The sequence below is a fragment of the Geothrix sp. genome (genome assembly GCF_030219325.1).
Taxonomy (GTDB): domain Bacteria; phylum Acidobacteriota; class Holophagae; order Holophagales; family Holophagaceae; genus Geothrix.
Map to the genome: position 1 here is coordinate 651,040 of NZ_CP126625.1, position 26,784 is coordinate 677,823.

The 26,784-nt window shown below is 67.6% G+C and carries 23 protein-coding genes; 5 read left to right on the forward strand and 18 right to left on the reverse strand.

From position 1 onward, the window contains the following. Nucleotides 1–5: 5 nt before the first annotated feature. Together QOZ81_RS02850 and QOZ81_RS02855 are read left to right on the forward strand one after the other, a co-directional pair. Nucleotides 6–1,223 carry an ABC transporter permease gene (locus QOZ81_RS02850; protein ID WP_291201901.1) on the forward strand — a complete coding sequence of 406 codons (1,218 nt, stop codon included), beginning with the start codon at nucleotides 6–8 and terminating at the stop codon, nucleotides 1,221–1,223. Nucleotides 1,224–1,226: 3 nt separating this feature from the next. After that, nucleotides 1,227–2,480 (forward strand): MFS transporter, encoded by a 1,254-nt coding sequence (locus tag QOZ81_RS02855; RefSeq protein WP_291201898.1) that lies wholly within the window; start codon nucleotides 1,227–1,229, stop codon nucleotides 2,478–2,480. Nucleotides 2,481–2,532: 52 nt separating this feature from the next. Here QOZ81_RS02855 and tpx read toward each other — a convergent pair whose 3' ends face one another. Continuing rightward, complete coding sequence (gene tpx / locus QOZ81_RS02860) at nucleotides 2,533–3,030, reverse strand: thiol peroxidase (protein WP_291201895.1); 498 nt, start codon at nucleotides 3,028–3,030, stop codon at nucleotides 2,533–2,535. A 100-nt stretch (nucleotides 3,031–3,130) separates the two neighbouring features. On the opposite strand from tpx, the gene QOZ81_RS02865 reads away from it, so the two are divergent. Then, nucleotides 3,131–3,850, forward strand: a complete 720-nt coding sequence (locus tag QOZ81_RS02865) for a queuosine precursor transporter (protein WP_291201893.1) — start codon at nucleotides 3,131–3,133, stop codon at nucleotides 3,848–3,850. Here QOZ81_RS02865 and QOZ81_RS02870 read toward each other — a convergent pair. Together QOZ81_RS02870 and QOZ81_RS02875 are read right to left on the reverse strand one after the other, a co-directional pair. Next, nucleotides 3,847–5,523 carry a glycoside hydrolase family 44 protein gene (locus QOZ81_RS02870; RefSeq protein WP_291201890.1) on the reverse strand — a complete coding sequence of 559 codons (1,677 nt, stop codon included), beginning with the start codon at nucleotides 5,521–5,523 and terminating at the stop codon, nucleotides 3,847–3,849. The genes QOZ81_RS02865 and QOZ81_RS02870 overlap by 4 nt on opposite strands. A gap of 94 nt (nucleotides 5,524–5,617) precedes the next feature. Continuing rightward, nucleotides 5,618–6,157, reverse strand: coding sequence for a DUF4136 domain-containing protein (locus QOZ81_RS02875; RefSeq protein ID WP_291201887.1), 540 nt, complete (start codon nucleotides 6,155–6,157; stop codon nucleotides 5,618–5,620). A gap of 179 nt (nucleotides 6,158–6,336) precedes the next feature. On the opposite strand from QOZ81_RS02875, the gene QOZ81_RS02880 reads away from it, so the two are divergent. Together QOZ81_RS02880 and QOZ81_RS02885 are read left to right on the forward strand one after the other, a co-directional pair. Next, nucleotides 6,337–7,800, forward strand: coding sequence for an aminotransferase-like domain-containing protein (locus QOZ81_RS02880; protein ID WP_291201884.1), 1,464 nt, complete (start codon nucleotides 6,337–6,339; stop codon nucleotides 7,798–7,800). 42 nt (nucleotides 7,801–7,842) lie between these two features. Continuing rightward, nucleotides 7,843–8,943: a branched-chain amino acid aminotransferase gene (locus QOZ81_RS02885; RefSeq protein ID WP_291201882.1), complete on the forward strand. Its 1,101-nt coding sequence runs from the start codon at nucleotides 7,843–7,845 to the stop codon at nucleotides 8,941–8,943. A 63-nt stretch (nucleotides 8,944–9,006) separates the two neighbouring features. Here the strand turns inward: QOZ81_RS02885 and QOZ81_RS02890 are convergent, their stop codons facing one another. The 15 genes from QOZ81_RS02890 to QOZ81_RS02960 form a co-directional block, all read right to left on the reverse strand. After that, nucleotides 9,007–12,102 carry a sensor histidine kinase gene (locus QOZ81_RS02890; RefSeq protein ID WP_291201880.1) on the reverse strand — a complete coding sequence of 1,032 codons (3,096 nt, stop codon included), beginning with the start codon at nucleotides 12,100–12,102 and terminating at the stop codon, nucleotides 9,007–9,009. 102 nt (nucleotides 12,103–12,204) lie between these two features. Further along, on the reverse strand, nucleotides 12,205–13,122 hold the full coding sequence (locus QOZ81_RS02895) for an alpha/beta fold hydrolase (RefSeq protein ID WP_291201878.1): 918 nt from the start codon (nucleotides 13,120–13,122) through the stop codon (nucleotides 12,205–12,207). Nucleotides 13,123–13,130: 8 nt separating this feature from the next. Continuing rightward, entirely contained in the window at nucleotides 13,131–14,144 is a 1,014-nt protein-coding gene (locus QOZ81_RS02900) for a 3-oxoacyl-ACP synthase (RefSeq protein ID WP_291201874.1), read from the reverse strand. Between the two features lie 43 nt (nucleotides 14,145–14,187). Next, nucleotides 14,188–15,495, reverse strand: coding sequence for an acetyl-CoA hydrolase/transferase family protein (locus QOZ81_RS02905; protein ID WP_291201871.1), 1,308 nt, complete (start codon nucleotides 15,493–15,495; stop codon nucleotides 14,188–14,190). A 38-nt stretch (nucleotides 15,496–15,533) separates the two neighbouring features. Next, a complete protein-coding gene (locus tag QOZ81_RS02910; RefSeq protein WP_291201868.1) occupies nucleotides 15,534–16,331 on the reverse strand; it encodes an alpha/beta fold hydrolase in 798 nt (265 codons plus the stop codon). 36 nt (nucleotides 16,332–16,367) lie between these two features. Then, a complete protein-coding gene (locus QOZ81_RS02915; RefSeq protein ID WP_291201865.1) occupies nucleotides 16,368–17,441 on the reverse strand; it encodes a branched-chain amino acid ABC transporter permease in 1,074 nt (357 codons plus the stop codon). After that, the gene (locus tag QOZ81_RS02920) at nucleotides 17,438–18,460 is read right to left on the reverse strand and encodes a branched-chain amino acid ABC transporter permease (protein ID WP_291201862.1); all 1,023 of its coding nucleotides are present in this window, start codon (nucleotides 18,458–18,460) and stop codon (nucleotides 17,438–17,440) included. Before QOZ81_RS02920 ends, QOZ81_RS02915 begins: the two co-directional genes overlap by 4 nt. 13 nt (nucleotides 18,461–18,473) lie before the next feature. Next, nucleotides 18,474–19,211, reverse strand: coding sequence for an ABC transporter ATP-binding protein (locus QOZ81_RS02925; protein WP_291201859.1), 738 nt, complete (start codon nucleotides 19,209–19,211; stop codon nucleotides 18,474–18,476). After that, a complete protein-coding gene (locus tag QOZ81_RS02930; protein WP_291201856.1) occupies nucleotides 19,208–19,966 on the reverse strand; it encodes an ABC transporter ATP-binding protein in 759 nt (252 codons plus the stop codon). Before QOZ81_RS02930 ends, QOZ81_RS02925 begins: the two co-directional genes overlap by 4 nt. 86 nt (nucleotides 19,967–20,052) lie before the next feature. Further along, on the reverse strand, nucleotides 20,053–21,234 hold the full coding sequence (locus QOZ81_RS02935) for a substrate-binding domain-containing protein (protein WP_291201853.1): 1,182 nt from the start codon (nucleotides 21,232–21,234) through the stop codon (nucleotides 20,053–20,055). A gap of 118 nt (nucleotides 21,235–21,352) precedes the next feature. After that, nucleotides 21,353–22,663 (reverse strand): porin, encoded by a 1,311-nt coding sequence (locus tag QOZ81_RS02940; protein ID WP_291201850.1) that lies wholly within the window; start codon nucleotides 22,661–22,663, stop codon nucleotides 21,353–21,355. 125 nt (nucleotides 22,664–22,788) lie between these two features. After that, the gene (locus QOZ81_RS02945) at nucleotides 22,789–23,583 is read right to left on the reverse strand and encodes an SDR family NAD(P)-dependent oxidoreductase (RefSeq protein ID WP_291201847.1); all 795 of its coding nucleotides are present in this window, start codon (nucleotides 23,581–23,583) and stop codon (nucleotides 22,789–22,791) included. 33 nt (nucleotides 23,584–23,616) lie between these two features. Continuing rightward, nucleotides 23,617–23,934, reverse strand: a complete 318-nt coding sequence (locus QOZ81_RS02950; protein ID WP_291201843.1) for a hypothetical protein — start codon at nucleotides 23,932–23,934, stop codon at nucleotides 23,617–23,619. A gap of 17 nt (nucleotides 23,935–23,951) precedes the next feature. Next, the gene (locus QOZ81_RS02955; RefSeq protein WP_291201839.1) at nucleotides 23,952–25,193 is read right to left on the reverse strand and encodes a thiolase C-terminal domain-containing protein; all 1,242 of its coding nucleotides are present in this window, start codon (nucleotides 25,191–25,193) and stop codon (nucleotides 23,952–23,954) included. Nucleotides 25,194–25,320: 127 nt separating this feature from the next. Next, nucleotides 25,321–26,670, reverse strand: coding sequence for an MFS transporter (locus QOZ81_RS02960; RefSeq protein ID WP_291201837.1), 1,350 nt, complete (start codon nucleotides 26,668–26,670; stop codon nucleotides 25,321–25,323). Between the last annotated feature and the right edge of the window lie 114 nt (nucleotides 26,671–26,784).

Genomic DNA, 26,784 nt, shown 5'->3' on the forward strand with positions numbered 1-26,784 from the left:
AGATCATGTCTCCGATGGAGTTCCTGAAGCTGGCCCTGTTCGCCATCACCCGCAACAAGATGCGGGCCTTCCTCACCATGCTCGGCATCATCGTGGGCGTGGGCGCGGTCATCGCCATGATCGGCATCGGCGAGGGCTCCAAGCGGGCTTCCATCGCCCTGATCCAGAACATGGGCTCCAACATGCTCCAGATCTTCCCCGGCCAGGGCAGCAACCGCTTCGGCCCCTCGGCCATGGGCAGCTCCGACATCCTCCTGGAAAGCGACGTGCCCCTGATCGAGCAGGAACTGGGCGGAAGCAGCGTGGTGGCGGCCAGCCAGCTGGTCCGGACCACCCGGCCCGTCATCTACCAGAACAGCAACTACGTGTCCTCCATCCAGGGTTCCAACCCGAACTTCCTGCAGATCCGGGGCTGGGATGTCGAGAGTGGCCGCTTCTTCACGGACGCCGAGGTTCGCGGCATGGCCAAGGTCTGCGTGCTGGGTCAGACCGTGAAGGACAACCTGTTCCCCAATGGCGATGATCCCGTGGGACAGACCGTCCGGATCGGCGCCCTGCCGTTCGTGGTGGTCGGCGTCCTGGAGAAGAAGGGCGCCGGCATGTTCGGCGACCAGGACGACCTCATCGTGGCGCCGTACACGACCGTGATGCGGAAGATCATGGGCCGGGACAAGATCCAGCAGATCATGCTGAGTGCCCAGGAAGGCAAGGCCGAGCTGGCCGAGGCCGAGGTCACGGCCCTGCTCCGGCAGCGGATGAAGACGCCGCCCAAGGACGACAACCCCTTCCAGATCCGCAAGCAGGACGACATCGTGCAGATGCAGACCCAGCAGGCCGGCATCCTCACGGCCCTCCTCGCCGTGGCCGCCAGCATCTCCCTGGTGGTGGGCGGCATCGGCATCTCGAACATCATGCTGGTGAGCGTCACCGAGCGCACCCGCGAGATCGGCGTGCGCCGCGCCCTCGGGGCCACCCAGCGGAACATCCTCTGGCAGTTCCTGGTGGAGGCCATCGTGCTGTCCATCCTGGGGGGGCTCATCGGCGTGGGCTTCGCCATGAGCGCCATCGGCATCCTCCAGAAGTTCCAGGTGCCCGCCGTGACCGAGAGCTGGGCCGTGGCCCTGGGCCTCGGCTTCAGCGGCCTCGTGGGCGTGGTGGCGGGTTTCCTGCCGGCCCTGAAGGCCGCGCGGCTGGATGTGATCGACGCGCTGAGGTACGAATAGTCCATGACGGACGAACCGGGAGCCACGCCGCACGACCCCTACGCCGCGCTTCGGAATCCGGACTATCGCTGGTTCATCGCCTCCATGGGGCTGGTGACGCTGGGCCTCCAGATGCAGGGCGTCGTGGTGGGCTGGCAGGTCTACGACCGCACGGGCGATCCCCTGGCCCTGGGCCTGGTGGGCCTGTCCGAAGCCTTGCCGTTCCTGGTGGTGGCCCTCTTCGGTGGTCACGCGGCAGACCGCCTGAACCGGTTGCGGCTCTGCATGACCTCCACGCTGAGCCTCGCCCTCTGCTCGGCCCTCCTGCTGCTCTTCACCTGGCGGTCCATGGCGGGACCTCTGGCGAGCCAGGTGGCGCCCATCTACGGGATCATCTTCCTCACGGGGATCGTCCGGGCCTTCTACCGCCCTGCCAATGTCGCCCTCGGTACCGACCTGCTGCCGAAGGAACTCTACGCGGCCGGATCGACCTGGCGCGTCTCCATCTTCCACACGGGCATGGTGATCGGCCCGGCCATCGGCGGCCTGGTCTATGCGTGGAAGGGGCCCATCGCGGCCCATCTGATCGTGGGGGTCCTCCTGCTGACCGGCTTCGCGGGGCTGCTGCCGGTCCACTACGCGCCGAAGCCAGTGCGCCCCCGGGAGGGCTCCATCTTCGCGAGCCTCGGGGAGGGGCTGCGCTTCGTGTTCTCCCAGCGCCTGCTCCTGAGCGCCATCAGCCTCGACCTCTTCGCCGTGCTGTTCGGCGGAGCCGTGGCGGTGCTGCCCGTCTTCGCCAAGGAGGTCCTGCAGGCCGGACCGCAGGGGCTGGGCGCTCTGCGCGCCGCCCCCGCCCTTGGTTCCGTGCTCATGGGCCTCACCCTGGCGCACCTGCCGCCCCTGCGGCGGGCGGGGCGCACGCTCCTGATCTGCGTGGCGGCCTTCGGCGTGTTCACCATCGCCTTCGCCCTGAGCCGGACCTTCCTGCTGAGCCTCGTCCTGCTGGCGGCCAGCGGCGCCATGGACAACGTCAGCGTGGTGCTGCGCGCCACCCTGCTGCAGACCCTCACGCCGGAGCACATGCTGGGTCGCGTGTCCTCGGTGAATCAGGTCTTCATCGGCTCCAGCAACGAGATCGGCGCCTTCGAGAGCGGTCTGGCCGCGCGGTTCATGGGCCTCATCCCCTCCGTGGTCTTCGGCGGGTGCATGACCCTGCTGGTGGTGGCCTTCACCACCTGGAAGGTGCCCGAGCTTAGGAAGATGGACCGCATCGGGTAGGAATGAAAACAAAGCGGCCCCGAGGGGCCGCTCCTATCGAATCATCTGTGGCTTACAGCACCGCCAGCGCGGCGTTGTAGTCGGGCTCTTGGGCGATCTCGGGCACCAGCTCGGTGTGGACGACCTTGCCGGCTTCGTCCACCACGACGACGGCGCGGGCCAGAAGACCCTTCAGGGGGCCGTCCACCAGGGCCACGCCGTAGGCCTGGCCGAAGTCGGCGGAGCGGAAGCTGGAGGCGGGCACCACGTTGTCCAGGCCCTCGGCGCCGCAGAAGCGCTTCTGGGCGAAGGGCAGGTCGGCGCTGATGCACAGGATCGTCGTGTTGGGCTTCTCGTTGGCCCGGGCGTTGAACTTGCGGACGCTGGCGGCGCAGGTGGGCGTGTCCAGGCTGGGGAAGATGTTGAGCACCACGCGCTGGCCGGCGAGGTCCTTGCCGGAGACTTCGGCCAGGTCCGTGCGCACCAGGGTGTAGGCCGGGGCGGCCGCGCCCACCTTCGGCAGGTCGCCGGAGGTGTGGATGGGGTTGCCTTTGAGGGTGATCTGGGCCATGGGGAGCTCCTGAGGATGAATGTCTAGCTTAGCGCCCCGGGGAGCTCGCAGGTATCGCCTGTACCTGGGGTAGTCTTGGACATTCCCGCGACGGAGGCCCATGCCCACCCTGCTGCAGAAGATCACCGCGAGGGACCACCGCCTGGCCGGCTTCCGGCACTACGAGCTGCTGGTCCACGGCTACGTGGTGGTGCTGCTCATCAGCAACCTGCTGGGGCCCAAGCCCACGCAGATCGGCCCCTTCATCTTCAGCGGGGCCCAGCTGCTCTTCCCCATCACCTACATCTTCGGCGACATCTTCACGGAGGTGTACGGCTACGGGGGCTCCCGGCGGGCCATCTGGATCGCCTTTCTGGCCAACGTGCTGATGGGCTTCTTCGCGCTGTTCATGGTGTGGCTGCCCGCGGCTCCGGCCTGGCCCAGGGAGAACCAGCGGGCCTTCGAGATCGTCTTCGGCGCCACGGCCCGGGGCATCGTGGCCAGCCTTGCGGCCTTCTGGGTCGGGGAGTTCGTGAACAGCTACGTCATGGCGAGGATGAAACTCTGGACCGGCGGCCGCTGGCTCTGGACCCGCACCATCGGCAGCACCGTGGCCGGGCAGGCCGTGGACAGCCTGGTGGTGACCTTCGGTCTCTTCGCCTTCACGCTGCCGGTGAAGACCACCCTGGTGATGGCGGGCAGCGGGTACCTCTTCAAGGTGCTCTACGAAGCCGCGGTCACGCCCATCACCTACGCCGTCGTGGGCTTCCTCAAGCGCACCGAAGGCGTGGACGTCTATGACGAGGGGACGGATTTCAGTCCCTTCGTGAAGGACACCTAGAACACATCCACGGTGGTCACGCTCAGGGCGGGGAGGGTGAGCGTCAGGGTTGCTCCCGATGCCGCCTGGGTCCCGGCGGCGACGGGCTGCACGGTGCTTTGCGTCTGGGCCGTGGCGGCCGTCATCTGGTAGAGGTGGGCCGTCCCGGACAGGGGCTGGCCGCTGACCGATGTCACCTGCGTGGAGGTGGACCGGTTGATGGCCACCATCACCACGCGGCCCGGCCGGGCGCTGTCCGTGCTGACGTAGACCATGACGTTGGCGGCATTGCTGGAAGCGGCCTGCACGGCGGTATCCCCGAAGTGGGAGTTCCCGCCATCGAAATTCCGGTAGGCCCGGAACCCGGCCAGCAGATGGGGCTGGCTGCTCGTGAGGGGCCAGAGGTTTGCGGCGAAGATGCCCTGCGCGCCGAAGATGCCGAGGTTGTCCGCCTGGGCGATGGTTCCGGCGATGTGCTGGGCGCCGCCATTGTTGTATTCGGTGATGGCCAGTTTCACGGCCGGGTAGGTGGCAGCGATGCGGGACTGCAGGCGCCCCAGGATGTAGATGGGCTGGCCCAGGAAACCGGTGATCCAGGAGTTTTCGGTGTAGGTCGCGTCCCAGAGGCTGCGCGGGCTCTGGACGATGGCCTGGATCTGCGCCGCGGTCAGGGCGGTGCCGTTCAGGTCGGTGATGCGGTGGCCGCCGCCATCGGTCGCCTCGGAGTACCAGTGGAAGTCATAGACGTCCACCAGCGGCTTCCCGAAGCTCGTGGAGGCCGTCTTGAGCGCGGCCAGGTATTTGTCGGGGAACCAGTCGTTGCCCGAGGGCGTGGCGCTCAGCTCGCCCTGCCAGTTGTAGATGCCGTTGAACCCGTAGTGCACGGCTCCGAAGACGACCAGGTTCGGGAACTGGGTCTTGAGGGCCGTGGCGAGGCCGATGGTCTTCGCGATGTAGGCATCCGAGGTGATGGCTTGCGGCCCCTGGACCTCGAGGTGGGTGGAATTCCAGAGCTCGGGTTCGTTGTCGAGCTGGACGAAGACCGGCCGCGTGGTCGGGGCCGTTCCGAAGATGCCCTGGCCCGCGAACTTCTGGTCCAGTGCCCACAGGAATTCATCCATGTAGACGTAGGCGTCGGTGGTCGGGGGCGTGAGCGTGAAGGGCGTGCCCGTCCGGGCACTTTTCTGGAAGGCGACCGTCTTGAACCGCGTCATGTCCGGGGGTGCCGTGGTGCTGACCGGACCGCTCTCGTCCCCCGAGACGAGACCCTGCATCTGGAGGGTGACGATGCTCGCCATGCCCCTGGCCTGGTCATCGGCGATGAAACTGCGGACGGCTTCCGCCGGGGTGGCGCTACCACTCAGGTAGTTGTCGTTCTCGTAGAGGTAGTCGCTGCCGGCATTGGACGCGTTCGTCTCCCAGTTGTAGGCCGTCCAGCGGTTGCCGCCGGCCCGGTCGATGGTCAGGGCGGTCGGCGCACCCGTGAGGCCCGCCGCGCTGTTGATGCCGTAGATGTAGGGCGAGATCGGGTGCGTGTTCCCGGGGGTCACCGTGACGGTGACGTCCGGGGTGACCGGCGGAGGAGGCGGGGGCGGGGCGCTCGTCCCCCCGGTGGCTCCGGAGTGCCCGCCTCCGCAAGCCGCCAGCAGGGCCAGTCCAGCGGCGAGCGCGGGTTTCAGGGTCCAACGGGGCACGGTACCTCCGGGAGCATCGGGCGTGGCCTGCTGACCATGCCACCCCAGGGGGTGCAGCCACAATAGTCCGTTCGGAGGAGGAAGCCGGCCGTGGCTATTTCGGCGGGAACTTGGCCAGGATGTCGCGGACGGCGCGGGCCACCACTTCGTTGGCGTCCTCGGGATTCTCCAGCCCCGTGAGCGCGCCGGCGGCGGCGCCCTGCCAGACCATCTGGTTGCTCTTGAAGTCCACGATCTCGATGACGATGGTGCCTTCCTTGTATTTCCGCACCTGGGTGGAGCTGGTGCCGATGCCGCCGCGGAAGGGACGGTAGCCCCAGCCCCAGCCCATGTGGACCGTGCTGCGGACCTTCCGCTCCTGCACGATGGGGTAGTAGGTCACCAGAAAGTCCGGGTCGGCCTTGGTCTCCATGCTGAAGCCCTTGGCCTGCAACTCCTTCTCCACGGAGGCCCGCACGCGCTTGTCCATGAGGCTGGTGGTGCCCCCCGTGCCCTTCTTCGAGGTGTAGTAGTCGAAGGTCTTGTACCGGCCGTACGAGGCGGTCACGTCGTAGTCGTAGGTCACGTTGTAGCTGCTGCAGGCCCCGAGCAGGACCAGGGACAGCAGGGCGGCAGGCAGGGCAACGGCGCGCATGGGACCTCCAGACACCAGTATGGATGCCGGAAGCCCGGGGAAGGTTGAAGGGGGATGCGGTCTAGGGTGGTCTGAGTAATTCCGCCTTCCAGCCCCAGGGGCCGGGATGGTCTGTCCTGGGCTGTGATTTTCAATTCGTTTCTTTGAATGGCGGGGGGTTTCACCCGATCCTGATGGGGATGGTCCTCGATCCCACCCTCGACCCTGGCGCGTCCAGCCCCCTCTACCTGCAACTGCAGAGGAAGCTCCGTGGCCTGATCCAGCAGGGGGAGTGGCGGCCGGGTTCGCGCCTGCCGGCGGTGCCGGAGCTCGCGCAGCGCTGGGGCGTCCACCGCCTCACGGTGCTGAAGGCCATCGCCGGGCTGAAGCGCACGGGCTGGATCCAGACCGTGCAGGGCCGGGGCAGCTTCGTGGCGCCACGCCTGCCGGAGGCCCCGGGCCTGCGGGCCAGCAGCGAGTTCCCCTTCGAAGGCTCGCCCCTCCTGGTGCATGACGGCGAGCTGGGCTCCTGGCTGGGCGAGACGCTGGAGCGCGCCCAGGACACCCACCTGGTGAGCTTCTCCGCCGGCTTCATCCCCTCGGACCTCCTGCCTGGCGAGCAGCTGCGACGTCTCACGGCCCAGGTGCTCAAGGACCTGGGTTCCGAAGCCTGGGTCTACTCGGCGCCCGCGGGCTATGCCCCCTACCTGGAGGCCGTGGCGCGGTGGCTGGATTCGGAGGGCGAGCCCATCGACGAGGGCTGGGGCATCCGCGCCCTGCCCGGCGCCCAGTCGGGCCTGGCCCTGGCGCTGGAATCCTTCACCGTGCCCGGCGACCGGGTGCTGGTGGAGAGCCCCTGCTACGTGGGCATCCTGGCCCTCATCCGCGCCCTGGGCCGCGAGGCCGTGCCCGTGCCCGTGGACCGCCAGGGGCTCGATCCCGAGCGCCTTGCCTCGGCCCTCCAGCGCAGCGAAGCCAAGATGCTCTTCACGGTGCCCAGCTTCCACAACCCCACGGGCATGACGCAGTCGAAGGCCCGCCGCGAGCGCGTGCTGGCGCTCACCCGCGCCCACGGCGTGATCCTCGTGACCGACTCGGCCTACGGCGACCTGCGCTTCTCCGGCAACTCCCTGCCGCCCTTCCGCCGGCTCGAGGGCGCCGACCACGTCATCCACCTGGGCAGCTTCTCCAAGTCCCTGGCGGCGGGCCTCCGCATGGGCTACCTCATCGCCCGGCACGACCTGCTGCGGCGCATGGCGCCCATCCAGGAGGTGCAGACCATCGCGCAGCCGCCCCTCATGCAAGCCGTGGTGGCGCGCTTCCTCGACAACGGCGGCTTCCGGCGCCACCTGGCCAGGCTGCGCCGCGCCCTCAAGGAGCGCCGGGACGCCATGGTGGAGGCCCTCGCCGAGCACTTCCCGGCGGGCACCCAGGTCTCCGAGCCCAAGGGCGGCATGCACCTCTGGGTGGTGATGCCCGAGGAATTCTCCGCCCTGGATCTGCATCGCGACGCCCTGCAGCACGGCCTCGGCTTCGCGCCGGGCCCCCTCTTCTTCGCCGACGGCCGCGGCACCAACTGCCTCCGCCTGAACTTCTCCACCCATGACCCTGCGACCACCCGGGAGGCCATCGCGCGCCTGGGCCACCTGGTCCACCGGGTCTGATCCGATCCCCCCTCCCACCAGGGAGTTTCTGTGAGCCACGCCATGACCGACGCCACGATCGAGATCCGACCTTCCGCCCACCCCGCCACCGCCGAGGAGCGGGCCGTGCGCATGACCAACCCCGGTTTCGGCCGCATCTTCACCGACCACATGGTGGTGGTGCCCTACAAGGAGGACGAGGGCTGGGGCAAGGGCGTGCTGAAGGCCTACGGCCCCCTGGAGATGGATCCCGCCGCCTCCGTGCTGCACTACGGCCAGGCCATCTTCGAGGGCTTCAAGGCCTACAAGCAGCCCGACGGCAGCATCGCCTCCTTCCGCCCCGAGGCCAATTCGCGGCGCTTCAACGCCTCCGCCGCCCGCCTCGCCATGCCCGAGCTGCCGGAGGCCATCTTCATCGGCGCCGCCAAGGCCCTCATCACGCAGGACCAGGCCTGGGTGCCCGGCAACCTGGGCGAGAGCCTCTACATGCGCCCCCTCATGATCGCCACGGAAGCCGCCCTGGGCGTGCGCCCCAGCAACGAGTACCTCTTCGTGCTGCTGGCGAGCCCCAGTGGCGCCTATTTCCCCGCCGGCGTGAAGCCCGTGACCGTGTGGATCTCCGATGACTTCGTCCGCGCCGCGCCCGGCGGCACCGGCTTCGCCAAGTGCGCCGGCAACTACGCCGCCAGCCTCGTGGCCCAGCGCCAGGCGAAAGAAGAGGGCTGCGACCAGGTGGTGTGGCTCGATGCCATCGAGCGCAACTACATCGAGGAGATGGGCGGCATGAACATCTTCTTCGTCTACCAGGAGAAGGGCGAGACCGTGGTCGTCACCCCCGAGCTCACCGGCACCCTGCTGCCCGGCATCACCCGCGACAGCCTGCTGCAGCTGGCCCGCGAGCAGGGCTTCCGCGCCGAGGAGCGCAAGATCACCGTGGACGAGTGGAAGAACGCCATCGCCGAGGGCCGCATGACCGAGGCCTTCGCCTGCGGCACCGCCGCCGTCATCACCCCCGTGGGCCACGTGAAGTCCCGCCGCGGCAACTGGGACATCAACGGCGGCCAGACCGGCCCCGTGGCCGCGAAGCTCCGCGAAGTCCTGCTGGACCTCCAGCATGGCCGCGTGCCCGACACCCATGGCTGGATGAAGAAGATCGTCGGCTAGACGACCTCGATTACGGATGCGAAAACCCGCCGGAGGGCGGGTTTTCGTGTCTTCGGAACGCCGTCAGGCCGGGTTCGGATCTGTGGTGAGGAGGGGGAGGAAGACGCTGAAGGTGGAGCCCTTCCCCACCTCGCTCTGGACCTCGATGCGGCCCTCGTGGGCCTCCACGAGGGCCCGGCAGATGCTGAGGCCGAGGCCCCAGCCCAGGATGGCGTCCGAGTCCCTGGCTTGCTGGAAGGCCTGGAAGAGGCAGGCGATCGTCTCGGGTTCGATCCCCCTCCCCGTGTCCCACACGTCCAGGATCCAGGCGGTGGGCTCCAGCCGGGTCCGGATGCCGACGCTGCCGGGGGATGGCGTGAACTTGAGGGCGTTCTCGATGAGGTTGAAGACCACCTGCTGGAGCGCGGCGGTGTCTGCATGCACCCAGACCCGGTCCCCGGCGGCGTCCAGGGCGGATTCGGCCACCAGGCCCTTGGCCTCCGCCTTCAGCTTCAAGGTCTCCGTGAGGCCCTCCAGGATCTCCCTGGGGTGGCAGACCCGGAACTGGAGCCCATCCGTGAGGCTCTGGGCACGGCTCTGGTCCAGGTGGTTCCTGAGGAGCCGCTCCACCCGGTGGGCCTCGTGCTGGATGACCCGAAGCCCCTGCCGGACGCCCTCCGCGTTTCCGGGATCTTCTCCGACCCGGTCCACGGACAGGATGATGCTCGTCAAGGGCGACCGGAGGTCGTGGGTGATCATGTTCATGAGCTGGATGCGGCCCTCCAGGCTGCCCTTGAGCTGGTGGTGCAGGCGCTCCAGGGAGCGGTTCCGCAGCGCCAGCTCCTCCGTGCGCTCCTCGACCTTGAGCTCCAGCCGGTGGGCCTGGCGCCGGACCTGCCTCAGCCGCCCGTGGACGACGAGGACCCCAAGGCCCAGGATCACCACGACCAGGAGGCCGCGGGTGAGCCAGGTCTGGTACCAGGCCGCCTGGACCTGGATGTCGAGGGGATCGGACTCGGTCCAGAGCTGGCCATCCAGGGTCGAACGGACGCGGATGGCGTACGACCCTGGCTCCAGGTGGGCGATCTGGATGGTGTTGCCGACCTCGTCAGCGGCCCTCCAGATCCCGTCCACCCCGTCGATCCGGACTTCGAACCTGGGCGTGGTCGGCAGGATGGGATTCCCGGCATCGTACCGCACCTTCAATGTGCCCGGATTCGGCGGCAGGGTGAAGGAACGGGGCAGCAGGAAGGACAACTCGCCCATGGAGGCTTCCAGGATCCTGGGCCTCAGGACGATGGGAGCGGGCAGCTCCGCGGCGTGCTCAAGGACGCAGAGGCCGCCCACCATGCCAATCCAGAGCCGGCCGGCCCGGTCCACCTTCACCGCGGATTCAGACGTCTCGTTGGACAGCAGGCCCAGGTTCTGGGTGAGCAGCGTTCCCCGCGCCCCCTGGATCAGGGAGACGCCCATGGCGTGTCCCACGGCCAGCGTGTCGCCGCGCAGCCTGGCGATCCAGCTGATGCTGCCCCGGACCTGGGCCTCTCCGTAGTGGACCCAGGGGCCGGCCTCGCCCTTGGGAAACCCGTAGAGGCCGTCGGTGTCGGTCCCCACCCAGAGGGTGCCATCCGGATCCTGGAAGAAGCAGGTGACAGCGACCTTGGCCACGGGAGTGTCCTGGAGGAAGCGCCGGTACCGGCCCTGCTCGAAGGCGAAGATGCCGAACCGGGTGGCGACCAGAACGCCGCCGGGCTGGGGGAGGAGGGCCACGATCGCCGGGTCGCCCACCTCCTCGGGAACGGGGTGCCTGCCGAGGAACCGTCCGTGGAGGTCCAGTTCCAGCAGCCCCTGCTCGAGGGAGGCCACCCAGAGACGGCCCTGGTGGGCGAGCAGGGAACCCACATTGAGGGAGGCCACCTCCTTCGGTCCCGGCTCGATCCTCCCGTCCACCCAGCGGACCACGCCCTTGATGGTGGACACCCAGGCGCCTCCGAGGGGGTGGGGGGCGATGCTCCAGACCTCATTGCTGGGGAGCCCGCGGGAGCGGTCCCAGCTGCGGATGACCCCCTTGCCTTCCTCCCACAGGTGGAGGCCGGATGAACTTCCGATCAGCATCTCCCCAGGCCCCAGCTCATGGAAGGAGAGCACGGATCCGAGGCCCAGGCCCACGCCCCTCTGGAGGTTCGTGTCCAGGGTGAGGAGCCCGGGCATGGCCTCGACCATGAGCCCGGCCCCGTCCGTGCCGACCCAGAGGTTGCCCCGGCTGTCCCGCATCACAGAGGAGATGCCATTCCTGGGCAGACCGTCCAGGTGGGTGAGCATCCTGCCCGGGCCGCCAGGCCGATGGAGGTAGAGACCATCCGTGTCCAGGGCCAGGAGCACCTCTCCGTCGGGGGCCACCTGGAAGGACCGGAACCGCGGGTTCCGGGGCAGTCCCGGGAGGGGCTCCCTCAGCCAGCGGCCATCGCCTCCCAGCCGGAACAGGGCCTCGGTGCAGAGGGCCCACACCCGCCCCTGGGCGTCCACGCTCATTCTGCGGAACCGGGAGGCGACCGGGGCGGGAAGCACGCCTGGCCGCATGCGGTTCCCGTCCCAGCGGGCCAGGTTGCCCTTCAGGGAACCCAGCCAGATGCCCCCTCTCGGGTCCCGGACCATGGCGAAGATCGGGAGGTGGTCCCATTCCCCGGGAAGCGCCACCTTCTCGAACCGGTCTCCCTGCTTCCGGAACAGCCCCTGCCGGGTACCCGCCAGGAGGTTCCCCTGCTCATCCTCCAGGAGGCAGTAGACCGTCGAGACCGTGAGGCCCTGCTCCGAGGAGATGGTCCGGACCTGGTGACCCCGGATCTCGGCGATGCCGTTTTCGTGGGCCGCCACCCAGATGGCACCCGAGCGGTCCTGCAGCAGGTCGTTGATGTTGACGGACCGCAGCCCCTGGCCGGAGCCGAAGCTCTGGATGCCGAAAGCCCCCAGGCGGGCCAGACCCTCCGCAGTGCCGGCCCACACGAACCCTTCCCGGTCCTCGATCAGGACGTGGATCTGGCTCTGGGGCAGGCCGTCCCGGCCGTCGTACCGACGGAAGGCCTGGGACTGGGCCCACAGGGGCAGGCCGAGCAGGATCAGCAGACCCGCCACCAGCCGTCGAAGGCAGGCCCTCTGGTTCTGGGCGGGGGGCGGGTGCATGGCGGTCTGTCCCTGAAGTGATCTTCGGGACGGGGGGCCTCCTGGCCAAGTATTGGCCGGGTGGCACGCTGGACGCTGGCCGGATTTCCGGGCTCCCCCGGTTCAGGCGGGGACACCCTCGAGTGCCTTCCGAAGCGCCGTCAGGAAGCGCCCGGGGGCCTCCTGCTGGGGCACGTGCCCACAGCCCTCCAGTGCCAGGAGCTCGGCATCGGGCAGCGCCGCCAGCATGCGCTGGGCGTAGGCCAGGGGCATCAGCCCATCCGAGACGCCCCAGATCAGCCGTACCGGAACCCGGATGGTCTCTAGCTGGGCCTCGGTAAGCGCCCAGTCACCCATGGTGGGGGTGGTGGCCACGAAGCGGGCGAAGGGCCCGTTGCGGGAGCGGCGCACCAGGTCATCCAGGACATGGTCGGGGATGGCGGGGCTGCTGGCATCCCGCAGGCGGGCCATGGTCTCGCGGGCCTCCTCGCGGGTGGCTGGCAGCATGCGCACGCTCGGATCGGTGCCCGCCAGGGGCCCGCCGTTGACGGCGACGATCCGCTCCACCCATTCGGGGTGCCGGGTGGCCAGCACCATCGCCATCCACCCGCCCAGCGAGTTGCCGATGAGGGTGACTGGACGGCCCTGGGCCTGGCTGGCGATCACGGCCTCCAGCCCGCCCACGATGTCGGAGGCCTGGATCGGTCCTGTCCGGGGTGAGCTCTCGCCGTGGCCCGCGAGGTCCGGGATCACCAGGGTGTAGCGCGCGCCGAGGGCCCGGGCGGACTGCAGCCAGGTTCCCGCCTGGTGGCCGGCGCCGTGCAGGAACACCAGCACGGGGCCCGCGCCGCCCACGAAGACGGTCTGCGGGCCCGCCGGCGAGGGGACCACGCGCTTCTCCAGTCCGGCCCGGGCCAGGGCCCGCCGCGTGCCCCAGTCAAAGAGCTCCAGGGGCCGCTTGAGCATCAGCCAGCCGACGACGAAAACGGCGATGAGGAACGAGCCCAGTAACAGGGCTCCGACCATCCATCCCATGGACATGCAACCTCCTACTCCGAATACGGGCCCCACTGGATGGTGGTGGCGGCCCAGACGAACCCGAGCCCCGCGCCGACGAACACGATGCGGGAGCCGTCGTGGATCTTCCCGTCCCTCAGCCCCAGCTCGAGGGAGAGCACCTGGTCGTTCTGGCCCAGGTGGCCGTACTCGTCGAGGTAGGTGCTCTGGTCCTGCCGGAGGCCCAGCTCCGCCAGCACGGCGTCGTGGGCGCTGCGCTTGAAGTGGAGGATGGCGAGGTAGTCGAGCTCCTGCTCCGACAGGCCGGACAGCTTCAGCGATTCGCGGATCACGGCGTAGAAGTTGGGCATGGTCACCTCGCCCAGCTTGGCCTTGAAGGCCGGCTCGTCCGGCACCACGAAATGGGCGCGCTCCAAATCCCCGGCCGCAGGGGGCCAGGCCTTGGACCCCAGGGCGGGCACGATGCACATCTCGGAGAGGGAGCCGTCGCCGCGGAAGGCCGAGGCCAGGATGGCGTTGCGGCCGGCGTTCTTCTTCAGCACCAGGGCCGAACCGCCCGAGCCGATGTCGAGCATGAAGCGGGTCTCGGGCACGGCCGGATCGATGAGGTCGTTGTTGCGGTACCCGGAAACGAGGAGGACTGTCTCCAGCTCGGGGTGCGTGGTCATGAGGGCCTTGGCCACGTCGAGGGCGGCCATCATGGAGCCGCACATGGCCTCCATGTCGAAGCTCCAGGCGCTTTTCGCGCCGATCTGGTTGGCCACGTACAGGCCCGCCAGCCAGCAGGGGTAGTCCTTGTGCTGGGCCCCGCACCAGATCACCAGGTCCACGGCGCCACCTTCGATGCCGGCACTGGCCAGGGCCTTGTGGGCGGCGGCCAGCCCCATGAAGGCCGTGGTCTCGCCGGGGCCGGCGATGGGCTTGCCCTTCACCCCGAACTTCAGGGCGATGACGTCCTCGGGGATGCCCGTGGCCGCGGCCAGGTCTGCGGCCGTCACCCTGCCCGAGGGAATCCAGTTTCCGTGTCCGATGATGCCTACGTGCATGGCTCTAACTCCATTGAGGGATGTGGTGTCGCGCCCGGCCTGATCACAGGTAGCCGAGCTTCCCGGCCTGCTCGGTGAGCTCGGCGCGGAAGTCCGGGTGGGCGATGCTGATGAGTTCCCGGGTCCGCTCGCGCACGGTCCGGCCCCGCAGGCGCGCCACGCCGTGCTCCGTGACGACGTGGTCCACGTGGGAGCGGTGCAGGGTCACGGCCGAGCCCAGGGGCAGCGTGGGGGTGATGGTGGAGACGGTGCCGTTCTTGGCGGTGCTGTAGCAGGCGATGATGCTCTTCCCCAGGCCGTCGAAGCCGGCCACCGCACCTTGCGCCGTGTCGGACTGGCCGCCGGTGCCCGAGTACTGGCTGGTGCCGATGGACTCGCTGGCCACCTGCCCCGTGAAGTCCACGGAGATGCAGGTGTTCACCGAGACCATCCGGGAGTTCTGCGCGACGATGGCGGGATTGTTCACCCAGCTCCCGCGCTGGAACTCCACGGCCACGTTGTCGTCGAGCCAGTCGTAGAACTTCCTCGAGCCCATGGCGAAGGTCGTGAGGAACTTGCCGGGCTTCAGGGCCTTCCGGGCGTTCGTGATGACGCCCATCTCGTAGAGCTCCATCATGGAGTCCACGAGCATCTCCGTATGGACGCCCAGATCCTTCTTGCCCTTGAGCGCGAGGGCCGCGGCGTTGGGGATGCCGCCGATGCCCAGCTGGAGCGTCGAGCCATCCTCCACGAGGTCCGCGATGTAGGCCCCGATCTGGAGGTCGGTCGCATTGGGCACCGGGGCGGGCAGGGAGGGCACCTCCTGGTCGTGCTCGACGAAGTAGTCCACCTCGGACACGTGGACCTGGGTGTCGCCGAAGGTCCGCGGCAGGCGCGGGTTCACCTCCAGGACGACGAGGCGGGCGTGGTCCATGATGTCCTTCTCGTAGGTGATGCCCAGCGAGAGGGAGACGAAGCCGTGCTTGTCCGGCGGCGTGCAGGTACCGAAGAAGATGTCGGGCCGGTGCGCGTGGATGCGGTCCGTGGCCGCGCGGTGGAGCATGTTGGGCACGTAGGTCACGGTGCCCGTGCCGGCCTTGAGGGCGGCGCGCGAGCCCGGGGCATGGAACCAGGAGGCCAGCTCGAAGTGGCCCTGCATCTCCTTCTTCATGTAGAAGTCGTATTCCTTGAGGGTCAGCACCGAGAACACGCGGACGTTCTGCACCCGATCTCCCACGATGTGGAAGCGCGACATGCAGCCCTGGGGCTCCGAGGCGCACTGGGCGACGATCACGTCATGGTCGCTCTGGATGTGGGAGACGGCCTCGTCGATGGAGACCCGCTTGCTGCGGTAGATGTCCTGGGCATTCATGGCAACTCCTGGAAAGGATCCGCGGCTTCCCGGCGCGCTCACGCGGCGTGCTTGGCGAGGAATCCGAGAATGAGGGTGTTGACCTCCGCCGCCCGCTCCACGACGACGACGTGGCCGGCCCCGGGGACCAGGTGGAACTCGGCTCCGGGGATGGCCCGGTGCATGATCTCTCCGTACTTTCGGGGCTTGAGGAGGTCGAGCTCCGCCGAGACGATGCAGGTGGGGACCTGGATGCCGGGCAGCTCCGCGGTGACGTTGAAGCGCTGGAAGCTCTCGATGAGCCGCACGGCGGCGCGCAGATCGAGGGTGGCGTACCGTTCCTCCGCAAGGGGGACCAGGTCGGGGCGCTCCGTCAGGAAGGCCTCCGAGTAGACGTCCGCGTGGATGAGCCTGAAGAACGCCTTCCCGTCGCCGAGCTGGGCCGCCAGCCGCCAGCGCTCCACCATGGCGGCGCAGAGCGCATCGCTGTGGGAGACCGAGGCGATGATCACCAGGCTGCGGCAGCGCTCCGGATGCCGGAGGCCCATGAGCAGGTTCAGCTCGCCGCCGTAGGACGTGCCGACCATGTGCGCCGGCCCGAGCCTCAGGGCATCCATCAGGGCCGCCAGGTCCTCGGCATGCAGGTCCAGGGAATACTCCCCCTCGGGATGCCCGCTCCGGCCCTGCCCGCGCATGTCGTAGGCCAGCACCCGGTATCGCCGGGCCAGCTCGGGCAGCTGGAAGCCCCAGGACGCGGCGTTCATGAAGATGCCGTTGTTGAGGATGAGCAGCTCACCCGTCTCGGGACCGTGGAATTCGTAGTAAAGATCAACGTGGTTCACGTGCAGGTGGGGCATGGTGGATCACCTCCCGGAGACCCGGAATGGCGGGGCTCAGGCGTTCCCGCGGGCCTTGGTTCGGAGCTTCCCGACGATGCCCGTGGGGAAGCGGTAGACGCTCAGGACGAAGAGGATGCCCAGCCACAGCAGCCAGCGGTCGGGATGGAAGAGATCCCGCAGGAGGGGGATCCCGGAGAGCCCGTTGCTGGTGAGCTTCATGAGGTCCTGGAGGTAGTTCTCCGCGACGATGAACAGCGTCGCCCCGATCACGGACCCGTACATGGTGCCCATGCCGCCGATCACCACCATGAGCAGGAGGTTGATCATGATCTCGAAGGACAGCGAGGTGTCCGGGCCGTTGTAGCGCAGCCAGAGGGCCAGCAGGGCCCCGGCCAGCGCGGCGAACAGGGCCGACAGGACGCTGGAGCAGGTCCGGTAGACCACGGTCCGGTAGCCGATGGCCTCGGCCCGGAACTCGTTCTCGCGGATGGCCTGGAGCACCCGTCCGAAGGGCGAGTTGACGATCCGAAGCATGACCAGGAACAGCACCACGGCGGCGGCGAACACCAGATAGAAGCAGAGCAGCTTGCCATTCAGGGCCACGCCTCGGATCGTGTGCTCCGAGAGGGAGAACGAGGCATTGAGGAGCTCCGGCACCTTGAAGTTGAGCCCGTCGTCGCCGCCGGTGAATTCCGACAGCTGGGAGGCCAGGGTCTGGAAGGCCGTGGCGACCGCGAGCGTGATCATGGCGAAGAACATCGCTTTCACCCGCAGGCTGAAGAGGCCGATCACGAGGGAAAGGGCCAGGGCCACCACCAGGGCGGCGCCGGTGCCGATCGCCACGGCCTTCCAGGTGGCCCCCAGGGTGTTGAGGGCGATCGCCACCCCATAGGCGCCGATGCCGAAGAACATGGTGTGGGCGAAGGAGAAGATGCCGGTGTAGCCCAGCACCAGGTCGAAGCTGGCCACCAGCACGATGAAGATGCAGATCTTGGCGGCGACGTTGGTGGCCTTGGCTCCGGGGAACAGGAAGGGCGTCAGGAGCAGGCCGAGGAAGATGGCGATCAGCACCGCGGTCATCACGCGGCTGCGGGGCAGGTCGCCGGAGAGCAGGCGCCAGAGGATCATCGCTTCACCACCGGATAGAGGCCCTGGGGACGCCACAGCAGGATGAGCACCATCAGGAGGATGTTGGAGAACAGCGCCACCTTGGGGGCGAGGAAACCGGTGTAGTTGGCCACCAGGCCCACCAGCAGGGCGCCGATGAAGCAGCCGCCGACCGAACCCAGGCCGCCGATGATGATGACGATGAACAGCAGGACGTTGATGGCGCCGCCCATCTCGGGCGTGATGGTCTGCTGGTACATGCCCCACATCACCCCGCCCAGTCCGGCCAGGGCCGCGCCGGCGATGAACACGCCGAAGAACAGCAGGCCGATGCGGTAGCCGAGGCTCTCGACCATCTCCCGGTCCTGCACGCCGGCCCGGATCAGCAGGCCCACCTTGGTGCGGCTGAGCACCCAGAGCATGACCACGAACACGATCAGCCCCACCACGGTGGCGATCAGGCGGTACTTCTCCACGGCCGCGTCGCCGAACAGCAGCGAGCCGCTGATGGCCGCGGGCAGCGGCAGGGGAATGGCCTGGGCACCCCAGATCACCTTGATCAGCTCGACGCCGACGATCATGCCGCCCATGGTGATCATGATCTGCTTGAGGGGCTGGCCGTAGACCGGGCGGATGATCACCCGCTCGAACACGAAGCCGACCGCGCCGACCACCACCATGGCGATCAGCATGGCGGGCACCACCGCCATCAGGTTGCGGAGCAGGGAAGGGCTCTCGACGAACCCCCCCATCCGGCCGATGACGCTGGTGGCGATGAAGGCGCCCAGGGTGATGAACACGCCGTGGCCGAAGTTGAGGACGTCCATCAGGCCGAAGACCAGGGTGAGGCCCGAGGCGATGATGAAGATGATCATGCCCATGGCCAGCCCGGCGAACGTGAGGGTGACCCAGGTGGAGAAGGAACCCACCAAGGGCAGCGCGGCCAGGGCGATGACCGGGAGCAGCAGCAGGGGCAGCAGGTCGGTCTTGACCCTGGGCAGCGCCTCCGGGGCCGGAACCCTTGCAGTGGAGGAAGTCATCCGCGCTCCTTGATCATTGATGGGCCCCAAGGGACAGCCCCAGCAGATGCTGCTGCAGGGCCTCGTCCCCGGCGAGGTCGGCCATGGCGCCCGAGTGCACGATGCGGCCGCCGTCCATCACGGCCACCTGGTCACCGAGCTGGCGCGCGAAATTGAAGTTCTGCTCCACGAGCAGGATGGTGGTGTCGGTCTGCTTGAGCTCGCGGAAGGCCGCGATCATGTTCTGGATGATGGCCGGGGCCAGGCCCTTGCTGGGCTCATCGACCAGGAGCAGCTTCCGGGGCTCCACGATGGCCCGCGCCACGGCCAGCATCTGCTTCTGGCCACCGGAGAGCAGCCCCGCCGGGTACTGCCAGAACTTCCGCAGCGCCGGGAACAGCCCGAAGATCCACTCCAGGCGCCCGGGATCCATGTCCTCGGCGCGCTTGGCGCCGCTGGCGGCCAGCAGCATGTTCTCGCAGACCGTGAGATCGGAGAAGATGCCCATGTTCTCCGGCACGTAGGCGATGCCGCGGCGGGAGATCTCCGGGGTCGGCCGGGAGGCGATGCTCTCGCCCTGGAAGGTGATGGTGCCTTCGCCCGTGGGCCACAGACCCATGATGGTGCGCAAGGTGGTGGTCTTGCCGGCGCCGTTCCGCCCCAGCAGGACCGTCATCTCGCCCTTGGCCACCTGGAGGTCGACGCCATGCAGGATGTGGTAGGCCCCGATGCGGGTGTGGACCCCTTGCAGGTTCAGCAGTGGTTCACTCACTTGGCCACCTCCACGCCCAGGTAGGCTTCCTGCACGATGGGCGAGGCGATCACGGCGGCCGGCTCGCCGTCGGCCACCAGGGCGCCGTTGTGCAGGACGATGATGCGGTCACTGAGCTCGCGGACCACGTCCATCTTGTGCTCGACCAGCAGGATGGTCTTTTCGGTCCGCGTCTTGAGCACGCGGATCAGGTCGAGGATCACGGGCACTTCGTCCACGCTCATGCCCGCGGTGGGCTCATCGAACATGAACACGTCCGGCTCCAGGGCCATGAGGATCCCCACCTCCAGCTTCCGCTGGTCCCCGTGGGGCAGGGCGGCGGCGGCCACGTCGCGCTTGGCCTCCAGGGCCACCGCCTCCAGCACCTCCTCGGCCCGGCTGATCAGCTCGCGGTGGCTGCTCCAGATGCTCCACATGTTGAGGCCCAGCCCGGCGCAGGATTGAACCGCGAGGCGGATGTTCTCCAGCACGCTCAGGTTGGGGAAGAGGTTGGTCAGCTGGAAGGCACGCCCGATGCCCAGGCGGCTGCGGTGGGGTGCCGTGTGCGCGCTGATGTCCTCTCCGCGCAGGAACACCCGCCCCGCGCTGGCTTTGAGCTGGCCCGAGATCAGGTTGAAGTAGGTGGTCTTGCCGGCGCCATTGGGGCCGACGATGGCCGTCAGCGTGCCCGGCGCGAAGCCGCAGGAGACGGCGTTGACCGCCACATGGCCGCCGAAGCGGATGGTGAGTTCTTGGGTTTCCAGGGCAAAGGTCATCGTGGCTCGTTCAGGTGGGAGGGGCTGCGCTGGCAATGTCCAGCCGCGCATCCGCAGGCGCGGAGGCGCGGCTGGGCCGGGTGGGATCAGCGCTTGTTGCGGATGGGGATGACCATTTCGTCGATCTTGATCTCACGCACGAGCTCGGGGATGGCCCAGGCCACGGCGGGGTCGACCTTGATCTTGAAGTGGTACATGGACTGCAGGGCCTGGTGGTCCTCCTTGCGGAAGATCATCTTGCCCTTGGGCGTCTCGAAGGCCATGCCCTCCATGGTGGCGATCAGCTTTTCGGTGTCGACCGAGCCGCTGGTCTTCTTGAGGGCCTCGACGACCGCGATGCCGGCAGCCATGCCGCCCGCCGTGAAGAAGTCGGGGGGCACGTTGTTGAACCGCTTCTTGTGCTCCGCCACGAACCAGTCGTTCACCTTGTTCTTGGGGCTCTCGTAGTAGTAGTAGGCGGCGCCTTCCAGGCCCGGGAACGGCTTGTAGAGGGCCAGGGCCGGCAGGATGTTGCCGCCGGTGGCGATCTCGATGCCGTAGCGCTCGGGCTTCAGATCCGCGATCTTGAAGGCGTTGCTGCCGGCCCAGTTGATGAAGATGATCTTGCGGCCGGGCAGGCCCTTGAGCTTGTCGAACAGGCGCTGGGCTCCGGCGGTGAAATCGCTGGTCGCCGGGGGCAGATACTCCTCGTGCACCAGCTTGGCGTTCTTGATGGAACCCCGGAAGGCGGCCACGAAGTCCCGGCCGAAGGCGTTGTCCTGCGCCATGGTGGCGATGTTGACGCCCTTCTTGTCGAGGACGATGGCGTTGGACACGGCGTCCTGGGAGGAACAGCGGCCGGTGCGGAAGATGTAGCGGTTCCACTTGATCCCGGTGATGTCGTCGGCCACGGCCGGCTCCACCAGGAGGATCTTCTTGAACTGCTCGGCCACCGGCAGCATCGCCAGGGCCGCGCCGGAGCTGGTGGGGCCGATCGCGATGGCGGCCTTGTCGTCGGCGTAGGCCGCTTCCAGCATGGACTTGGCCACGTCGGGCTTGCCCTGGGTGTCCTTCTCGATGACCACCAGCTTGTGGCCGTTCACCATCATGGTGCCCTTGGTGGCGTATTCGAGGCCGAGCAGGAGGCCGTCCTGCGTCTGCTTGGCATAGGCCCCCAGGACGCCGGTCTTGTCATAGACGTGGGCGATCTTGATGTCCTGGGCCATGGCCAGGCCGGAGCAGATCACCGCCAGGGCCAGGCTTTTCATGAAGTTTCGTCGGAGCTGCATGTTGCCTCCAAATGGGTCGTGGAATTGGGACGCCAGCCCCCCCCGGGACTGGCGTCCCTGCCTCCAGCCTGGGAATGGTGGGGCGCCGGGACGGATCCCAGGTCACCCTCCGTCCAGACTAGAACCAGTAGTTGAGGATGACGCCGACCTGGCGCCAGCTCTCGCCACGGGCAATGGCGCTGCCGCCGAAGGGGCTGTAGCCGGTGAGGAAGGGCTGGTAGTAGGCGTTGGTGTCGTTGTCCAGCTTGGTGTAGTAGACACCCACGAAGGCGCGCTTGGTCATGGCGTAGTCGTAGACGAAGTTCAGCTGCTTGGCGCCCGTGTCGGCCAGGGAGGATGTCTTGCCAGCGATGGAGTAGGTGGCGTAGACGGCGTGATCGCCCCAGCTGTAGGAGACGGGGACCTCAAGCGCGGTGCGCTTGGCATCGGAAAGGGCGCCGGCGGTGTTGAGGCCGTTCACCATGTTGGCGTTGTCGTAGATGACGCCGAACTTGAACCCGGCGACCTTGTATGAGACGCCCATTCGAACGGCCTTCAGCTCGGTGTTCGCCGCGCTGGCCGCGACACCCTGGAACTTCTGATCGAGGTAGCTGCCGGAGGCGGAGAAGCCGTGCCCGTTGTACATCACCCGACCATAGATCGTCTGGCCGCCCTCATAGGTGGAGGTGTTGGAGGCCGCGTTGAACATGTTCTGGGCCCCAGCGGGGTTCTTCGACCAGGCCAGCGAGAAGTTCAGGAGGCTCTCGGAATCGGGCTTGAACAGGACCGAATCGTACCGGACCACGTTCCTTGAGCGGGTATTGCCCAGGACGTTGCGGGTCACGGAGGTGAGGACACCGGTGGCGGACACATTGCCCGTGTTGTAGGTGGACAGCATGTTGAAACTGGCCAGGCCGTTGGCATCCCAGATCCGGTAGCTCTCGCCGGGGGCCTCGAGGGAGGGGGCCAGGTAGCCCGCGGAGATGGTGTCGGTGTAGTAGAGGGTCGATTTGCCGACCACGATGGAACCATAGGGGGACGAGACGCCGCCCCAGGTGTCGCCATCCGCAATGCCGGTGGCATCATTGACGGCATAACCGGCCGGAGGACCGCCCGCAGCCGGGAGGAGCGAATCGCCAGGACGCACGTTGGGAGTGAAGCGCGTCTCCATGCGGAAGATCACGTTCCAGCCTTCAGTGATCTTCGAAGTGCTGGCGACGATGAGACGGGAGGTGTTGTCATCCACGTGGGTCTCGGCGGGCATGGCGCTGCGATTGCTCCACTGCGCGGCCGACGAGCTGCCCTGGGTGATCTCGGAGTTCTTCACGCCAACCGACAGCAGGCCGGAGATCGTGATGTTGGTGGCCCCGGTGACCTGAATGCCCTGGGCCCAACTGGGCAAGGCGGCAACGGCGGAGGCGGCTGCGACGACAGCGAAACGGATGTTCATGGCCTGTCCTTTGTGTGAGGGAGGGTCGGGGTGCATGACCCGCGATCCAAGGGGTTGGGGGGGGAAAGGGGAAGTGCTGGGGTGATCCTGGGGAAGTGCCGCACCTTCATGGGCCAGAGCCGGCCCTACTTGGCGATGCCCTTGGGGTAGCAGAGGCCGCCGGTGATCTCGATGGTGGTGGCGTTCAGGGCCTGGTTCTCGACGCAGTAGGCGATCAGCGAGGCGATCTCCTCGGGGGCCACCAGGCGGCCGAGGTGGACGTCCTCGAGGATGGCCTTGAGGGCATCCTGGTTCATGCCGGTCAGCATGGGGGTCGCGGTGTAGCCGGGGGCGATGGCCACGCAGCGGATGTTGCGGATTCCGCGCATGAGGAACTCGCCCACGATGATCTTGGGCATCAGGGCATCGGCGACCTTGGCGGAGGAGTAGTTGATCTGGCCGACCTGGCCCACCTTGTTGACGGAGGAGATCGGGACCAGCAGGCCCTCCCAGCCGCCGTTCACCATGGCCTCGGCCGCGTCGCGCATGGTGAGGAAGGTGCCGGTGAGGTTGGTGTCGATGACGGCCTGCCACTTGGCGAGGTCCAGCTTCTTGGAGACCTGCCCGGTCTCCTTGTCCAGGCTGAGCATCGTCCCGTCCCGGATGATGCCCGCGCAGGACACGGCGATGTTGAGCTTCCCGAAGGCCTCGATCGTGCCCTTGATGTAGCGGGCGGTATCGGCCTCGCTGGTCACGTTGGCCTGGATGCCGATGGCCTCGCCGCCCAGCTCCTTGATGTCCTTGACCACGCGGTCGATGTTCTTCTGGGCCATGTCGACCACGGCGACCTTGGCGCCCTGCCTGGCGAGGTGCTTCACCACTGCCTCGCCGATGCCGTTGCCGCCGCCCGTCACGAGGGCCACGCTGCCTTTGATGTCCATGGGAATCGTCCTTTGAATGGGGGTGGAGCCGGATCAGAGCTGTACGGGACAGGACACGCTGTCCTTGTTCCAGTAGATGAAGTTGGGGTGGGTGACGTCGGGGCCGACGATCTTCAGGTCGCCGATGGTGTTCGGGTGGCTGACATCGGGCCCCACGGACTTGATGCCCACGGGAAAGATGGTCTTGATCAGGGCCAAGGCACGGGCGGCGGCCTCGTTTCCGGGCAGGCCGGCGAAGAGACCGGCCCCGGCGATGGCGCTGGAGCCGTTGGGCAGGGCATAGCTGATGTCCCAGCGGTCGCCCCGGGGTTCCACCGTGAAGGTCATGTCGTTGTAGGTGATGGTGTACATGGTCGCCCCTTCCATCCCTACAGCTTCTTCAGGACGGTGACGCAGTTGGTGACGGCGGAGCCCCCGACGTTGAAGGCCACGCCGATGTCGGCCTTCTTCGCCTTCACGCCGATGGGCTCGCCGATGAGCTGCTTGTAGATCAGGGCGTGCATGGAGGCGCCGGTGGCGCCCACGGGGTGCCCCTTGGACTTCAGGCCGCCGGAGAGGTTGATGGCCACCTGGTCGTCGCGGGTGAACCGCCCGTCCAGGTAGTCGTAGCCGCCCCGGCCGTCCACGGAGAGGCCGAGCGCCTCGGTGGAGAGGATCTGGTTGATGGTGAAGCAGTCGTGCACCTCGGCCAGGTCGATGTCGGCGGCCGTGATGTTGGCTTCCTTGAAGGCCTTGGCCACGGCATCCTTGCCGGCCATCAGCTCGTGCATGTTGGGGCGCACGTTCTCGGGCAGGCGCTCGGCCGAGTGGCCGATGCCGGCGATCTCCACGGCGCGGGCCTTGTTGGTGACGTTGGCCGTCTGGGTGATGACCAGGGCGGCGGCGCCGTCCGTCACCAGAGAGCAGTCATGCAGGCGCAGGGGCGCGGCGATCATCATGTTCTTGCACTTGCCCTTCGCGTCCAGCTCGTTGAGCTTCATGATGGCCTCCACGGTCGCGGGGCCGTTCTGGACGTGGGCCAGCGGGTTCTCGGCGCCGTTCTTGTAGCAGAGCGCTCCGGCGGTCCAGAGCATCTTCTCCAGCTCCTCGGCGGGGATCTTGTAGTGCGCCTGGTAGCCCTTGGCATACTCCGCGAACAGCATGGGGAAGGACATGCCGCGCGAGCCTTCGCTGGGCCAGTGGGAGGAGCAGGCCAGCACGTGGGTCATCTGCGGCGTGGGCAGCAGGTTCATCTTCTCCACGCCGATGACCAGCACGTGCCTGGCGCGGCCCGCCTCGATGGCGTAGACCGCGTCGTAGAGCGCCACCGAGCTGGAGGCGCAGGCGCACTCGCAGCGGGTCATGGGCTTGAAGCGCAGGTCCGCATGGATCTCGGCGGCAATGGGGGCCACATGCTCCTGGTTGATGAAGGAACCCGGCGAGCAGGAGCCCACGTAGATGGCGTCGATGTCCTTCGCTTCCAGGCCGGCATCGGCGATGGCGCCGCGACCGGCCTCGATCAGCAGGTCGTAGTAGGTCTTGGTGTCCGTGACCAGGCCGGTGGCCTTGTCCTTCTTGATGAATGCACCGAATGCCGTGTTGTAGGCACCGATGATGCTGGCTTTGCTCATGGCTGCTTCCTTTCGTTTGTTTCACGTCCGACCACGCGGCCAGGCGAAATCGCAATTGAGGTGAGTGCCTTGCCTTGAAGAACACCCAGGTTCCGGCGCTGTCCGCCGGAACCTGGGTGTGCGAGTGCTAGGCGTCGATGCCGTCCTTGTGCGTCTCCTTGGCGAAGTACACCGAGACGGCGGTGATGGCCACCAGCAGCATCATGTAGTAGGCAATGTAGGTATAGGCCCTGCCGGCTTCCACGCCCTTCTTGAGGAGGTAGGTGGCCACCAGCGGCGAGAGGCCGCCGGCGAAGATGGAGGCCAGCTGGTAGCCCAGGGAGGCGCCACTGTAGCGGACGCGGGCCGAGAACATCTCGGACAGGAAGCTCGCCTGCGGGCCATACATGGCCGCATGGCCCAGGGCAACGGGGATGACGATGGCCATGGAGATGATCCAGGGCTCCCGGGTGCCCAGCATCCAGAAGAAGGGGAAGGCCATGATGCCGCAGAAGAGTGCGCCCCACATGTAGACCGGACGCCGGCCGAGCTTGTCGGACAGGGCGCCCCAGCCGGCGCAGGTGAAGATGGCCACGAAGGCGGCCCAGAGCAGGCCGTTGAGGCCCACGGCACGGTCCACCTTGAGATAGGTGGAGATGTAGACCAGCGAGAAGGCCGTGAAGACGTAGAAGAGGCCGTTCTCGGCGAAACGGACGCCCATGGCGATGAAGATGTTCTTGGGGTGCTTGGTGATCGCCTCGATGAGGGGCATCTTGGCTTCCTGCTTCTGGTCCTTCAGCTTCTCGAAGACCGGGGACTCGGCGATGGTCATCCGGATCCAGATGCCCACGACGACGAGGAGGAAGCTGAGCAGGAAGGGCACGCGCCAGCCCCAGGTGATGAAGGCGGCATTGGCAGCCTCCTTCGTCTCTGCCCGGAGGAACCACATCGAGTTGGCGGCGCGGAAGACCAGGGTGGAGAGCAGCAGGCCGATGAAGGCGCCCAGCTGGGGCCAGGAACCGTAGAAGCCGCGCCGGTTGGCGGGCGCGTGCTCCACCGCCATCAGCACCGCGCCGCCCCACTCGCCGCCCAGGCCGAAGCCCTGCAGGAGGCGCATGGTGATCAGGAGGACGGGGGCCCAGATGCCGATGACGCTGTAGGTGGGCAGCAGGCCGATGCAGGCCGTGGCCAGGCCCATGATCATCAGGGTCAGGTAGAGCATCTTCTTGCGGCCGATCTTGTCGCCGTAGTGGCCGAACACGATGCCGCCGAGGGGGCGGGCCAGGAAGCCCAGCGAGAAGGTGGCGAAGGCCAGCAGGGTGCCGACGATGGGATCGTAGCTGGGGAAGAAGATCTTGTTGAAGACCAGCGCCGCGGCGGTTCCGTAAAGGAAGTAGTCGTACCACTCGATGGACGTGCCGATGAGGCTGGCGAGGGCCACCTTCACGATCTGTCGGTGCTCCTGGTCTGGAGCGGCGGGGGAAGCTGCGATGGCCACGGAGGACTCCTGGAAATGGGAAAGGGATGAAGGGAAAAGAGGTGATGGCTTGCGGATGGTCGGGCGGGCGCCGAGGGCACCCGTGAGTGTCCTTGTCAGGTCCTGGCCAGCAGG

Coding starts and splice junctions, on each gene's coding strand:
- QOZ81_RS02855 (WP_291201898.1), top strand. CDS start 1,227: ATGACGGACGAACCGGGAGCCACGCCGCACGACCCCTACGCCGCGCTT.
- QOZ81_RS02895 (WP_291201878.1), bottom strand. CDS start 13,122: ATGTCCATGGGATGGATGGTCGGAGCCCTGTTACTGGGCTCGTTCCTC.
- tpx (WP_291201895.1), bottom strand. CDS start 3,030: ATGGCCCAGATCACCCTCAAAGGCAACCCCATCCACACCTCCGGCGAC.
- QOZ81_RS02875 (WP_291201887.1), bottom strand. CDS start 6,157: ATGCGCGCCGTTGCCCTGCCTGCCGCCCTGCTGTCCCTGGTCCTGCTC.
- QOZ81_RS02930 (WP_291201856.1), bottom strand. CDS start 19,966: ATGACCTTTGCCCTGGAAACCCAAGAACTCACCATCCGCTTCGGCGGC.
- QOZ81_RS02900 (WP_291201874.1), bottom strand. CDS start 14,144: ATGCACGTAGGCATCATCGGACACGGAAACTGGATTCCCTCGGGCAGG.
- QOZ81_RS02945 (WP_291201847.1), bottom strand. CDS start 23,583: ATGGACATCAAAGGCAGCGTGGCCCTCGTGACGGGCGGCGGCAACGGC.
- QOZ81_RS02940 (WP_291201850.1), bottom strand. CDS start 22,663: ATGAACATCCGTTTCGCTGTCGTCGCAGCCGCCTCCGCCGTTGCCGCC.
- QOZ81_RS02850 (WP_291201901.1), top strand. CDS start 6: ATGTCTCCGATGGAGTTCCTGAAGCTGGCCCTGTTCGCCATCACCCGC.
- QOZ81_RS02885 (WP_291201882.1), top strand. CDS start 7,843: ATGACCGACGCCACGATCGAGATCCGACCTTCCGCCCACCCCGCCACC.
- QOZ81_RS02955 (WP_291201839.1), bottom strand. CDS start 25,193: ATGAGCAAAGCCAGCATCATCGGTGCCTACAACACGGCATTCGGTGCA.
- QOZ81_RS02905 (WP_291201871.1), bottom strand. CDS start 15,495: ATGAATGCCCAGGACATCTACCGCAGCAAGCGGGTCTCCATCGACGAG.
- QOZ81_RS02935 (WP_291201853.1), bottom strand. CDS start 21,234: ATGCAGCTCCGACGAAACTTCATGAAAAGCCTGGCCCTGGCGGTGATC.
- QOZ81_RS02865 (WP_291201893.1), top strand. CDS start 3,131: ATGCCCACCCTGCTGCAGAAGATCACCGCGAGGGACCACCGCCTGGCC.
- QOZ81_RS02915 (WP_291201865.1), bottom strand. CDS start 17,441: ATGATCCTCTGGCGCCTGCTCTCCGGCGACCTGCCCCGCAGCCGCGTG.
- QOZ81_RS02920 (WP_291201862.1), bottom strand. CDS start 18,460: ATGACTTCCTCCACTGCAAGGGTTCCGGCCCCGGAGGCGCTGCCCAGG.
- QOZ81_RS02910 (WP_291201868.1), bottom strand. CDS start 16,331: ATGCCCCACCTGCACGTGAACCACGTTGATCTTTACTACGAATTCCAC.
- QOZ81_RS02890 (WP_291201880.1), bottom strand. CDS start 12,102: ATGCACCCGCCCCCCGCCCAGAACCAGAGGGCCTGCCTTCGACGGCTG.
- QOZ81_RS02880 (WP_291201884.1), top strand. CDS start 6,337: ATGGTCCTCGATCCCACCCTCGACCCTGGCGCGTCCAGCCCCCTCTAC.
- QOZ81_RS02950 (WP_291201843.1), bottom strand. CDS start 23,934: ATGTACACCATCACCTACAACGACATGACCTTCACGGTGGAACCCCGG.